We start from the raw sequence: 11,579 nt of genomic DNA, 5'->3' as shown, positions 1-11,579 counted from the left end.
TTACTTCTCCTCGATGGTGCGGGCGTGGCTGACGGCGGGTTCGTTGCCGCCGAGCAGAAGGTAGAGAACGGCCATCCGGATGGAGACTCCGTTTGCGACCTGCTCGACCACGGTGCAGCGGTCGGAGTCGGCGACCTCGGCGGTGATCTCCATGCCGCGGACCATCGGGCCGGGGTGCATCACGATGGCGTGCTCGGGCATCTTCGCCATGCGCTCGCCGTCGAGGCCGTACCGCCGCGAGTACTCGCGCTCGGTCGGGAAGAACGCGGCGTTCATGCGCTCGCGCTGGACGCGCAGCATCATCACCGCGTCGGACTTGGGCAGGACGGCGTCGAGGTCGTACGACACCTCGCAGGGCCAGTTCCCGATGCCGACCGGAACCAGGGTGGGCGGGGCGACCAGAGTGACCTCGGCGCCGAGGGTGTGCAGCAGGTCGACGTTGGAGCGGGCGACCCGGCTGTGCAGGACGTCGCCGACGATCGTGATGCGCTTGCCGGCCAGGTCCTGCCCTATCCCGGCGTCCCGGCCGACGAGCCGGCGGCGCATGGTGAAGGCGTCGAGGAGGGCCTGGGTGGGGTGCTGGTGGGTGCCGTCGCCCGCGTTGATGACGGCGGCGTCGATCCAGCCTGAGTTGGCGAGGCGGTAGGGGGCTCCGGAGGCGCCGTGCCGGATGACGACGGCGTCGACGCCCATCGCCTCCAGGGTCTGGGCGGTGTCCTTAAGGGACTCGCCCTTGGAGACGCTCGACCCCTTGGCGCTGAAGTTGATGACGTCCGCCGACAGCCGCTTCTCCGCGGCCTCGAAGGAGATCCGGGTCCGGGTCGAGTCCTCGAAGAAGAGGTTGACCACGGTGCGGCCGCGCAGGGTCGGCAACTTCTTGATCGGCCGGTCGGCGACCCGGGCCATCTCCTCGGCGGTGTCGAGGATCAGGACGGCGTCGTCGCGGGTGAGGTCGGCGGCCGAGATGAGATGACGCTGCATCTGTCAGGCTCCGTAACACAGTTCACATATCGGGAGATTACGGGCAAGCGTGGGCGCACCGGTGCGGTGCGGGCCCCGGGGCTTGCTAGGGGGTCGGCTTCGCGCCGAGCAGCACGGTGTCGCGACCGTCCTCCTCGGCGAGCAGGACCTTGACCGTCTCCCGCAGCGACGTGGGGAGGTTCTTGCCGACGTAGTCGGCGCGGATGGGCAGTTCGCGGTGGCCCCGGTCGACGAGGACCGCGAGCTGGACCGCGCGTGGGCGCCCGATGTCGTTCAGGGCGTCGAGGGCGGCGCGGATGGTGCGGCCGGAGAACAGCACGTCGTCGACGAGGACGACCAGCCTGCCGTCGATGCCGTCACCGGGGATCTCGGTGCGGGCCAGCGCACGCGGCGGGTGCATGCGCAGGTCGTCGCGGTACATGGTGATGTCGAGCGAACCCACGGGCATCTTGCGGTCGGTGATCTCCTCCAGCTTGGCGGCGAGCCGCCGGGCGAGGAAGACACCGCGGGTCGGAATACCGAGGAGCACCACGTCGTCGGCGCCCTTGGCGCGCTCGACGATCTCGTGGGCGATGCGGGTCAGTACCCGCGCGATGTCGGGCCCTTCGAGAACGGGCCGGGCATCGGATGCCTGGAGGTCTGGCTTTACTTGCTTGTCCATACGAAACGGACCCCCTTCTCCGCCTCACGGGACGGACCTTAAAGGACGTCGGATTTGCGCCATCCACCGTATCAGGCGCCGGAGAGGCCTCCGATCACCCCCTTGGCGTAATCGGCCACCGCGACCACGGAAGAGTCGGTGCGGACCATTCGGCTTGACGCGAGAGAGTAACGCTGCGTAACCTCACAGTGAGTTACCAGCCGCGCGGCGGGAACCAAAAGCCGGCCGCGTCGACACAGTGTCCGGGGAGCTATATGTCCAGCGAATACGCCAAACAGCTCGGGGCCAAGCTCCGGGCCATCCGCACCCAGCAGGGCCTTTCCCTCCACGGTGTCGAGGAAAAGTCCCAGGGTCGCTGGAAGGCCGTGGTCGTCGGTTCGTACGAGCGCGGCGACCGTGCCGTGACCGTGCAGCGACTTGCCGAGCTGGCGGATTTCTACGGGGTGCCGGTGCAGGAGCTGCTCCCGGGCACCACTCCCGGCGGTGCCGCCGAGCCGCCGCCGAAGCTGGTCCTGGACCTGGAGCGGCTGGCCACCGTGCCGGCCGAGAAGGCGGGCCCGCTGCAGCGCTACGCGGCGACCATCCAGTCCCAGCGCGGTGACTACAACGGCAAGGTGCTGTCGATCCGCCAGGACGACCTGCGCACTCTGGCCGTCATCTACGACCAGTCCCCCTCGGTCCTCACCGAGCAGCTGATCAGCTGGGGCGTCCTGGACGCGGACGCGCGCCGCGCGGTCGCGACCCACGAGGACGCCTGACCCCACGACGCTTCAGCAGAAACGTGCCGCCGGAGTGGCCGGAACTCGATGGTTCCGGCCACTCCGGCCGCTTTTTGTCATCGGCCGTCACGTGGTGACGGGCGGCCGCACGCCCCACCAGGGGCGCTGGGGGCACCCCAGGCCGAAGACCGGGGGAGGAACGGCCCGGCAAGCCCCCCACAGGCCCTGCAGCCGCCCGACGACCGCACCATGCGCCCCACGGGGCACACGAACGCCGGAGGGCCCGCAGCACACGGCTGCGGGCCCTCCGGCGTTCGTCGGCTCACGCCTCCCGGCGCAGCGACGGCTTGAGCTCCTTCAGCCGTCCGAGAAGCCCGTTCACGAACGAGGGCGACTCGTCCGTCGAGAACTCCTTCGCCAGCTGCACCATCTCGTCGAGGACGACCGCGTCCGGCGTCTCGTCGACCCAGATCAGCTCGTAGGCCCCGAGGCGCAGGATGTTGCGGTCGACGACCGGCATCCGGTCGAGCGTCCAGCCGACCGCGTACTGCGAGATCAGCTCGTCGATCCGCCGCGCGTGCTCGGTGTAGCCCTCGACCAGCTGCATCGTGTACTCGCTCACCGGCGGCTGTCGGGTGTCGTCCCGGGAGAGCCTGATCCAGTCCGCGAGAACGGTCAGGACGTCGGCCCCGCGCTGGTCGCCCTCGAAGAGGATCTGGAAGGCGCGCTTGCGGGCCGTGTTGCGGGCAGCCACGGTTAGCTGTTCACCCGGCCGAGGTAGTCGCTCGTACGGGTGTCGACCTTGATCTTCTCGCCGGTCGTGATGAACAGCGGGACCTGGATCTGGTGGCCGGTCTCCAGCGTGGCGGGCTTGGTGCCACCGGTGGAGCGGTCGCCCTGGACGCCCGGCTCGGTCTCGGCGACGACCAGCTCGACGGCGGCGGGCAGCTCGACGAAGAGCACCTCGCCCTCGTGCTGCGCGACGACCGCGGTGAAGCCCTCGATGAGGAAGTTCGCGGCGTCCCCGACGGCCTTCGGGTCGATGTGCAGCTGGTCGTAGGTCTCCATGTCCATGAAGACGAAGTACTCGCCGTCCTTGTACGAGTACTGCATGTCGCGCTTGTCGACGGTGGCCGTCTCGACCTTGACGCCGGCGTTGAAGGTCTTGTCGACCACCTTGCCGGACAGCACGTTCTTCAGCTTGGTGCGCACGAAGGCCGGGCCCTTGCCGGGCTTGACGTGCTGGAACTCGACGACGGACCAGAGCTGGCCCCCGTCGAGCTTGAGCACCAGGCCGTTCTTGAGGTCGTTCGTGGAAGCCACGGTTGCGGAATCTCCTGGACTGACGTACGACTTCGGGTCACGCGCTACAGCGCGAGCAGCTCCTTGGTCGTGATGGTGAGTAGCTCGGGTCCGCCGTCCGCCTCAGGGCGTACGACGAGCGTGTCATCGATCCGGACACCGCCCCGGCCCGGGAGGTGGACCCCCGGTTCGACGGTGACCGGCACGCAAGCGTCCAGTTTACCCATGGACGACGGGGCGAGCTGCGGGTCCTCGTCGATTTCGAGTCCGACTCCGTGTCCGGTGAGGGGCTGCAGTCCCCCGGCGTAGCCCGCGGAGTCCAGCACCTGGCGTGCGGCGCGGTCCACGTCACGGCAGGCCGCCCCTGGTACGAGGCCCTCCCGGCCGGCCCGCTGAGCGGCGAAGACGAGGTCGTAGAGCTCGATCTGCCAGTCGGCGGGCGAGGTGCCGATGACGAAGGTCCGGCCGATCTCGCAGCGGTAGCCGCGGTAGGCGGCACCGAGGCAGACGGAGAGGAAGTCGCCCTCCTCGACCCGCCGGTCGGTGGGGCGGTGGCCGCGGCGCCCCGAGTTCGGTCCGGTCGCCACGGAAGTCGGGAAGGCCGGGCCGTCCGCGCCGTGGTCGACCAGGCGGCGCTCCAGCTCCAGGGCGAGGTGCCGTTCGGTGCGGCCGACGAGGATCGACTCCAGCAGCTCCCCGAGGGCCTGGTCGGCGATCTCGGCACCGATGCGGAGACAGGAGATCTCCTCCTCGTCCTTCACCACCCTCAGCTGCTCGACGGCGCTGCCGAGGTCGGTGAGGCGGAGCCGGGGCGCGACCGAGGCGAGGGCGCGGTGCCGGGTCACCGTGAGGTGATGCTCCTCGACGGCGAGGGCGTCGGCGTCCTGGTCGGCGGCGAGACCGGCCGCCGCCACGGCGGGGTCGCCGCCGGGTCCCTCCAGGAGGTGCTGTCGAAGGGAGTCGTCGGGTCGGGCCTCGGTGGGGCGGTCGTCCTGCGGGCCGGGGCTGACGAGGAGGTCCTCGCGTCTGCCGAGCAGCAGGACGGAGCCGGCGGGAGCGGCGCCGGCGAGGTACCTCACGTTGGCCGGGCGGGAGACCAGGGCGGAGGCGCTGCCGCCGGCTTGGCAGCGGTCCCGTAGGCGGGCTCGGCGGGTGGCGTACACCTCTGACATGAGTCGAGCGTAGGAGTCGCGGGCGGTTTGTGCCGGTTGGGGAGAGCCGAGTGGGGTGACCGGGCGCTCCTGCCGCATGTGGGCTCCGGTGCGGATCCGGGTGCGGGTCCCGGTGCGGGTCGGCGGGGGCCGGTCGCGCGGTTCCCCGCGCTCCCGGAAGCACACCTGAACGCGCCTCCGGGGAATCAGCGAGCCGGTGCCACCCGTCCTCACCAGCTCGGTGGGCTCGCTATCGCCCGCGCCAGCACCTCGTCCAGCACCCGGGCCGTGCTCTCCACGTCCAGCTGGGAGTTGTCGATGATCGGGAGGCCCGAGCCGTACCATCCCGCCATGCGGCCGTGGATGCGGGCCACCTCCTCGTCGGTGAGGCGGCGGTTGCCCATGCGTTCGGCGTTGCGCTCCAGGACGATGTCGAGTCCGGGCAGCAGGACGACGGGGAGCAGGCCGGGGCCGACGTGGCGCTTCCAGCCGCCGAGGCCCACGACCGGGCGGTCGGGGAAGACCGCGTCGTCGAGGATGCACGAGATGCCGTTGGCCAGGAAGTTGCGCGCGGCGAAGCCGCAGGTGCGGCGGGCCAGGCGGTACTGGGCCTCGGAGTTGTCGTTCCACCCGGACTGGGGGTCGGCGAAACCGGAACGGACCCATTCGCGGACGTCGTCGAGGCTGATGTGGGCCGTGGGGACCCGGCGGTGGTCGGCCCAGTACTTGGCCACGCTGGTCTTGCCCGCGCCCGCCGGGCCGATGAGCAGGACGGCCAGGGTGGTGCTGGTCGCGTCGGGCACGGCGGTCGCGGCCGGGGGTGCGGCGGGGATGCCCACCGGCGCGCCCGGCGGCAGCGGCACATGACCCGTGGCGTCCGGGGGCGGCGGGGCCGAGGGCAACGGTGGCGGCGGAACCGGTGGTTGCGGCGGTGCGGCCGGGGGCGGCGGCACGGGCGCGGGGCCCTGCGGCGCTCCCGGGTGGTGTGCGGCCGGCGGCCAGCCGGTCGGTCCCTGCCCCGGCTGATGGGGCGGCGGCAGCGGAGATCCCACTGCGTGCTGCATCCGGTGCCACTCCGTCTCGTCATGTTCGGCTGCGCTCGTTACCGAACGGTACCGCCCCCGGTCGTCGTTTGGTGAAACGGCCGGGGGCGGTACGAAGTGCCCGTGCCGGGAGGCGAACCGGGCAGAAGGAACAGCCGCGGACCTACTGTCCGACCTCGCCGTAGGCGGCGAGCAGCACGGCCGGGTCCGGGCCCTCCAGGACGGTCGGCTTGGCGAGGCCGTCCAGGACGATGAAGCGGAGCAGGTCACCGCGGGACTTCTTGTCGACCTTCATGGTCTCGACCAGCCTGGGCCACTGGTCGTACCGGTAGTGCAGCGGAAGCCCCACCGACTCCAGGATCGCGCGGTGGCGGTCTGCCGTCGCGTCGTCCAGGCGTCCGGCCAGCCGGCCCAGTTCGGCGGCGAAGTGCATGCCGACGGCGACCGCGGCACCGTGCCGCCACTTGTAGCGCTCGTTCTTCTCGATGGCGTGGCCGAGCGTGTGGCCGTAGTTGAGGATCTCCCGCAGCCCCGACTCCCTGAGGTCGCAGGAGACGACCTCGGCCTTGACCCGGATGGAGCGCTCGATCAGCTCGGCCGTGTGCGGGCCGGCCGGGGTGCGCGCGGCCCCGGGGTCGGACTCGATGAGGTCCAGGATCACCGGGTCCGCGATGAAACCGGCCTTGATGACCTCGGCGAGCCCGGAGACGTAGTCGTTGACCGGGAGGGAGTCCAGCGCGGCAAGGTCGCAGAGCACGCCCGCCGGCGGATGGAAGGCACCGACCAGGTTCTTGCCCTCGGCGGTGTTGATGCCGGTCTTGCCGCCGACCGCCGCGTCGACCATGGCGAGGACGGTGGTGGGAACGGCGATCCAGCGGACCCCGCGCAGCCAGGTGGCGGCGACGAAACCGGCCAGGTCCGTCGTCGCCCCTCCGCCCACGCCGACGACGACGTCGGAGCGGGTGAACCCGGACTGTCCGAGCGCCTTCCAGCAGTAGGCGGCGACCTCGGCGGTCTTGGCCTCCTCCGCGTTGGGCACCTGGATGGCGACCGCCTCGTAGCCCTGCCCGGCCAGGTCCGCGCGGAGGGCGTCGCCGGTCTCGGCGAGCGCCTCGGGGTGGATCACCGCGACCCGCTTGACCCGCTCACCGATCAGCCCGCCCAGTTCGCCGAGCAGTTGCCGGCCCACCAGGACCTCGTACGGCTCGGTGCCCGCCGTGCCGCCGACCTGGATCCGGGTGACTGCCTCGCTCATGCTTCCTTCAACTCCAGTGCGTCCAGCGCTGCTTGGGTGACCTCTTCGGGCGTGCGCCCGTCGGTCGCCACGACGGCCGTGGCGACCTCCTCGTACAGGTGCCGCCGCGCCTCCATCAGCTCCCGCCACTGCTTGCGCGGGTTGATGGCCAGCAGCGGCCGGGCCGCGTTGAGGCCGGTGCGCTTCACGGCCTCCTCGACCTCCATGGAGAGGTAGACCACCCGCCGGCCGGCGAGCAGCGCCCGCGTGTCCGCGTCGAGGATCGCGCCGCCGCCGAGGGCGAGGACCCCCTCGTGCTCGGCCAGCGCCACCCGTACCGCCCGCTTCTCGATCTCCCGGAAGGCCGCCTCGCCGTCGGCGACGAAGATGTCGGCGATGGCGCGGCCCTCGGCGGCGACGATGTCCCCGTCGGTGTCGCGGTAGCCGATCCCGAGCCGCTGGGCGAGCAGCTCGCCGACCGTGGACTTGCCGACGCCCATCGGTCCGACCAGCACCACCCTCGGTGCGCGGTTCACCGGATGGCCAGGTTCTCGAGGTACGAGCGGACGTTGCGGCGGGTCTCGGGCACCGAGTCGCCGCCGAACTTCTCGGCGACCGCGTCCGCGAGGACGAGCGCGACCATCGCCTCGGCGACGATGCCGGCGGCCGGCACGGCGGAGACGTCGGAGCGCTGGTGGTGGGCCTGGGTGGCCTCGCCGGTGGTGACGTCGACGGTCTGCAGGGCGCGCGGCACGGTCGCGATCGGCTTCATCGCGGCCCGGACCCGCAGCAGCTCACCGGTGGACAGGCCGCCCTCGGTGCCGCCGGCGCGGCCGGAGGCGCGGCGGATGCCCTCGGGGGTGCCGACGATCTCGTCGTGCGCCTGGGAGCCGGGCACCCGGGCCAGCTCGAAGCCGTCGCCGATCTCGACGCCCTTGATCGCCTGGATGCCCATCAGGGCCCCGGCGAGCCTGGCGTCCAGCTTGCGGTCCCAGTGGACGTGGGAGCCGAGTCCGACCGGTACGCCGTAGGCGAGGACCTCGACCACGCCGCCGAGGGTGTCGCCGTCCTTGTGGGCCTGGTCGACCTCCGCGACCATCGCCTTGGACGCGTCGGCGTCCAGGCAGCGCAGCGGGTCGGCATCGAGCTTCTCGACGTCGGCCGGGGTGGGGTACACGCCCTTCGGTGCCTTCACGGAGCACAGCTCGACGACGTGCGAGACGATCTCGATGCCGGTCGTCTCCCTCAGGTACGACCGGGCGACCGCGCCGAGCGCCACCCGGGCCGCGGTCTCCCGCGCGGAGGCGCGCTCCAGCACCGGCCGGGCCTCGTCGAAGCCGTACTTCTGCATGCCGGCGAGGTCGGCGTGGCCGGGACGCGGACGGGTCAGCGGGGCGTTGCGGGCCAGCCCGGCGAGGATCTCGGGGTCGACCGGGTCGGCCGCCATGACCTGCTCCCACTTGGGCCACTCGGTGTTGCCCACCATGATCGCGACCGGCGAGCCGAGCGAGAGACCGTGCCGGACCCCGCCGAGGAAGGTGACCTGGTCCTGCTCGAACTTCATGCGCGCACCGCGCCCATAACCGAGCCGCCGCCGCGCGAGGTGGTCGGCGACCATCTCGGTCGTGATCGGCACGCCGGCGGGAAGGCCCTCCAGCGTCGCGACAAGTGCGGGACCGTGGGACTCCCCCGCGGTCAGCCAACGCAGCCTGCTCAACGGTGCTCCTCAGTGCTCGCGCCCTGGTACTGCCCTGCGTACACGCGTCCTCGCGTACGGCGACGGCCCGACCGGGTGCGCGGCCCCGGTCCGCCGTGTCCGATCCTCCCACGTCCGGGTGGTGGACCCGGTCCCCGGTCCAGCAGACGGACGCGGACGTGGACCGGGTCAGCGCTCGGCGAGCGCCTTCTCCCCGGCCCGGCGCATCGCCTCCACCGGCACCGGAACCCGTCCGGTCATCTGTTCGACCTGGAGCACGGCCTGGTGCACCAGGAGGTCGAGGCCGCTCACCACGGCTCCCCCGAACATGGACCAGCGTGCGGCCAGCGCCGTGGGCCAGGGGTGGTAGAGGACGTCGAAGAGGGTGGTGGGGCGCTCGGGTACGGCCACGGCGAGCGCGTCGGTGGCGCCGGCCGGGGTGGTGGCGATCACCAGGGGGGCGTGCAGGGCCTGGGCGGCGTCGGCCCAGTCGGCGGTGCGGACGTCGACGTCGAGCCGCTCGCCCCAGTGCCGCATCTCGGCGGCGCGCTCCTCGCTGCGGACGTAGGCGACGACCTCGCCGGTGCAGATCCGGGCGAGGGCGGCCAGCGCCGAGGAGGCGGTGGCCCCGGCGCCGAGGACGGCGGCGGAGTCGACCTGTTCGATGCCGTGCTCACGCAGCGCGGCGACCATGCCCGGGATGTCGGTGTTGTCCCCCAGGCGTCGGCCGTCCTCCGTGAAGACGACCGTGTTGACCGCGTCGACCGAGGCGGCCGTCTCGCTGATCTCGTCGACCAGCGGGATGACCGCCCGCTTCAGCGGCATGGTCAGCGACAGCCCCGCCCACTCCGGTCCCAGCTGCCCGAGGAAACCGGGCAGCCGGGTCTCGTCGACCTCGAAGCGCTCGTACGACCACTCGGTGAGCCCGAGTTCGTCGTACGCGGCCCGGTGCAGCACCGGGGAGAGCGAGTGGGCGATGGGCTTGCCGAGCACGGCTGCCCTGCGGGCGTCAGTGGCCCGAGGTGGCATTGAACTTTTCCTTGAGCTTCTCGAATTCGGTGTTGGTCTTGGCGAATTCGGTGTTGTTCACGCCGTCGGTCGCCACGAAATACATCCAGCCCTCGTCGGTCGGATTCAGCGCGGCCTTCAGCGCCTCGTCGCCGGGGTTGCCGATCGGGCCGGGCGGGAGACCCTTCTGGGTGTACGTGTTGTACGGGTCCTGGTTGCTGTTGATCTCCGACTCGCTGATGTGGATGTTGCTCGTGCCCTTCAGGTAATTGAAGGTCGAGTCGAATTGGAGCAACCGGTTCGTCTCGGTGTTCGTGGACTTGAGACGGTTGTAGACCACTTCCGCCATCTTGCGGAAGTCGTCGTGCGTCTTTCCTTCGGCCTGGACGAGGCTCGCGACCGTGATGACCTGCAGCGGGTTGTCCAGGTCGTACTTCTTGGCCTGGGCCGCGAGGTCGTAGGTGGCGTATTCCTCCTTCGCCGCGGCGACCATCTGTTTCAGGATCGCGTCGGGCTTCATGCCCTTGGCCGCGGGATAGGTACCCGGGAAGAGGAAGCCTTCCAGTGGGTCCATGATCTTACTGTCGGTGTTCGCGTAGCTCGGCAGCCCCAGGCTCTTGTATTCGTTCTTGGCGACCTTCCTGGTGGTGCCGGAGGAGAGGCCCAGCTGTTTGTCGAGGGCCACGTAGACGGCCGCCGCGCGCTCGCCCGGGGTGACCACCACATTGGCCTTGCTCTTCGGGTCGAGCATCAGCTGCACGGCACTGGCTGCGGACATCTCCTTCTTCAGGAGATAAGCCCCTGCCTGAATCGTTTTTCCGTCGGGATTCTGCGACTGGGCGGCCACGAACGCGTCGACGCTCTTGATGACACCGGCGTCCTTCAGCCGCCTGCCGATGTCGTATCCGCCCGCGCCCTTCGGAATCTCGACGGTCACCGAGCCGCTGCCGCCGCCCGCGTAGTCGGGGGCCGGGCCGAAACGGTTCTGGTAGAAGTGCCAGCCGTAGTAGCCGACTCCGGCCGCACCCCCGCCGAAGACCAGGCAGACCACCAGACAGGCGCAGCCGTTGCGCCGTTTCTTGGCTCCCTTGCCGCCCTTCGCGTCCTTGCCGCGGCCACCACCGCGACGCCCTTTCGGGTCGTCGTCATCATCGTCACCGTCGTCGGCACCCGTGAAGAAGGGGTGCTGGTCTTCCTCCTCCTCGACGGCGGGCTCCGGCTGCGGATCCGGGCGCCGGCGGCCGGGCGGCTCCGGCGGCGGGTAGGCGTCGTCGGTGCCGTAGAAGTCGGGCTGCTCCCCGCCGTACGCCACCGGCTGCTGGCCGTAGGGGTCGCCCGGGTCGGCGGCGTAGGGCACCTGGCCGTGGGTGCCGGTCGCGTCCCAACCGCCCTGGTGGTACTGCTGCTGTGTCTGGCCGGCGTGCTGCTGGTCGTACTGCTGCCGGCCCTGTCCGTCGGCGTACCGAAGCTGCCCCTGCTCGTCGTAGTACGCGTACTGCTGCCCGCCTTGGTGCTGGTCGTACCCGCCCTGCTGGTGCCGGCTCCACTCGCCGTACTGCTGCTGCGGCTGTTGCGGATAGTGCTGCGGCTGGCCGCCGTAGGGGGACTGCTGACCCACGTGGGCCTGCTGTCCTCCCCATCCGCCGTCCCCGTACAACGGGTCCTCCGGATGCCACGGTTCGGAGCCTTCGCCCCGGCCATACTCAGTCATCGATCCCCTAGAGCCGCGAGGCGGCGCGAAACGCGGCTGGTGGGCCGGTTGTCGTACCGACTCTTGCTGTGCG

12 protein-coding genes are annotated in these 11,579 nt (G+C 71.0%); 1 reads left to right on the top strand and 11 read right to left on the bottom strand.

Features of this window, described 5'->3' with window-relative positions:
* Positions 1-981, bottom strand: a complete 981-nt coding sequence (locus ACFXI4_RS23065; RefSeq protein ID WP_384993851.1) for an aspartate carbamoyltransferase catalytic subunit — start codon at positions 979-981, stop codon at positions 1-3.
* A gap of 85 nt (positions 982-1,066) precedes the next feature.
* Positions 1,067-1,642: a bifunctional pyr operon transcriptional regulator/uracil phosphoribosyltransferase PyrR gene (pyrR, locus tag ACFXI4_RS23060; protein WP_384993848.1), complete on the bottom strand. Its 576-nt coding sequence runs from the start codon at positions 1,640-1,642 to the stop codon at positions 1,067-1,069.
* Between the two features lie 254 nt (positions 1,643-1,896).
* Between pyrR and bldD the strand changes: the two genes are divergently transcribed.
* On the top strand, positions 1,897-2,400 hold the full coding sequence (gene bldD, locus ACFXI4_RS23055) for a transcriptional regulator BldD (RefSeq protein WP_020938842.1): 504 nt from the start codon (positions 1,897-1,899) through the stop codon (positions 2,398-2,400).
* A gap of 283 nt (positions 2,401-2,683) precedes the next feature.
* On the opposite strand, the gene nusB is transcribed toward bldD, so the two are convergent.
* The 9 genes from nusB to mltG all read right to left on the bottom strand — a co-directional run bounded on the left by nusB (position 2,684) and on the right by mltG (position 11,506).
* The gene (nusB, locus tag ACFXI4_RS23050) at positions 2,684-3,115 is read right to left on the bottom strand and encodes a transcription antitermination factor NusB (protein WP_384993846.1); all 432 of its coding nucleotides are present in this window, start codon (positions 3,113-3,115) and stop codon (positions 2,684-2,686) included.
* 2 nt (positions 3,116-3,117) lie between these two features.
* Positions 3,118-3,684, bottom strand: a complete 567-nt coding sequence (gene efp, locus ACFXI4_RS23045; RefSeq protein WP_384993843.1) for an elongation factor P — start codon at positions 3,682-3,684, stop codon at positions 3,118-3,120.
* Between the two features lie 44 nt (positions 3,685-3,728).
* Entirely contained in the window at positions 3,729-4,835 is a 1,107-nt protein-coding gene (locus tag ACFXI4_RS23040; RefSeq protein WP_362731103.1) for an aminopeptidase P family protein, read from the bottom strand.
* Positions 4,836-5,044: 209 nt separating this feature from the next.
* Complete coding sequence (locus tag ACFXI4_RS23035; RefSeq protein WP_384993840.1) at positions 5,045-5,878, bottom strand: Pro-rich N-terminal domain-containing protein; 834 nt, start codon at positions 5,876-5,878, stop codon at positions 5,045-5,047.
* Between the two features lie 142 nt (positions 5,879-6,020).
* Entirely contained in the window at positions 6,021-7,112 is a 1,092-nt protein-coding gene (aroB, locus tag ACFXI4_RS23030; RefSeq protein ID WP_384993838.1) for a 3-dehydroquinate synthase, read from the bottom strand.
* Positions 7,109-7,591 (bottom strand): shikimate kinase, encoded by a 483-nt coding sequence (locus ACFXI4_RS23025; protein WP_384994068.1) that lies wholly within the window; start codon positions 7,589-7,591, stop codon positions 7,109-7,111. Before ACFXI4_RS23025 ends, aroB begins: the two co-directional genes overlap by 4 nt.
* 32 nt (positions 7,592-7,623) lie before the next feature.
* The gene (gene aroC / locus ACFXI4_RS23020) at positions 7,624-8,808 is read right to left on the bottom strand and encodes a chorismate synthase (RefSeq protein WP_362728041.1); all 1,185 of its coding nucleotides are present in this window, start codon (positions 8,806-8,808) and stop codon (positions 7,624-7,626) included.
* 168 nt (positions 8,809-8,976) lie between these two features.
* Positions 8,977-9,816: a shikimate dehydrogenase gene (locus ACFXI4_RS23015; RefSeq protein ID WP_384993834.1), complete on the bottom strand. Its 840-nt coding sequence runs from the start codon at positions 9,814-9,816 to the stop codon at positions 8,977-8,979.
* Entirely contained in the window at positions 9,797-11,506 is a 1,710-nt protein-coding gene (mltG, locus tag ACFXI4_RS23010; protein WP_384993830.1) for an endolytic transglycosylase MltG, read from the bottom strand. The genes ACFXI4_RS23015 and mltG overlap by 20 nt, the downstream gene beginning before the upstream one ends.
* Positions 11,507-11,579: the final 73 nt, after the last annotated feature.

The sequence above is a fragment of the Streptomyces sp. NPDC059224 genome (genome assembly GCF_042754285.1).
Lineage (GTDB): Bacteria > Actinomycetota > Actinomycetes > Streptomycetales > Streptomycetaceae > Streptomyces.
Note: the sequence above shows the minus strand (reverse complement) of the source record. Positions and strands in the feature narration are given on the sequence as shown.

Bases quoted from the DNA above. Each gene is read 5' to 3' on its own strand.
- ACFXI4_RS23065 (WP_384993851.1), bottom strand. From the start codon at position 981: ATGCAGCGTCATCTCATCTCGGCCGCCGACCTCACCCGCGACGACGCC.
- pyrR (WP_384993848.1), bottom strand. From the start codon at position 1,642: ATGGACAAGCAAGTAAAGCCAGACCTCCAGGCATCCGATGCCCGGCCC.
- bldD (WP_020938842.1), top strand. From the start codon at position 1,897: ATGTCCAGCGAATACGCCAAACAGCTCGGGGCCAAGCTCCGGGCCATC.
- ACFXI4_RS23040 (WP_362731103.1), bottom strand. From the start codon at position 4,835: ATGTCAGAGGTGTACGCCACCCGCCGAGCCCGCCTACGGGACCGCTGC.
- ACFXI4_RS23035 (WP_384993840.1), bottom strand. From the start codon at position 5,878: ATGCAGCACGCAGTGGGATCTCCGCTGCCGCCGCCCCATCAGCCGGGG.
- aroB (WP_384993838.1), bottom strand. From the start codon at position 7,112: ATGAGCGAGGCAGTCACCCGGATCCAGGTCGGCGGCACGGCGGGCACC.
- ACFXI4_RS23025 (WP_384994068.1), bottom strand. From the start codon at position 7,591: ATGGGCGTCGGCAAGTCCACGGTCGGCGAGCTGCTCGCCCAGCGGCTC.
- ACFXI4_RS23015 (WP_384993834.1), bottom strand. From the start codon at position 9,816: ATGCCACCTCGGGCCACTGACGCCCGCAGGGCAGCCGTGCTCGGCAAG.
- mltG (WP_384993830.1), bottom strand. From the start codon at position 11,506: ATGACTGAGTATGGCCGGGGCGAAGGCTCCGAACCGTGGCATCCGGAG.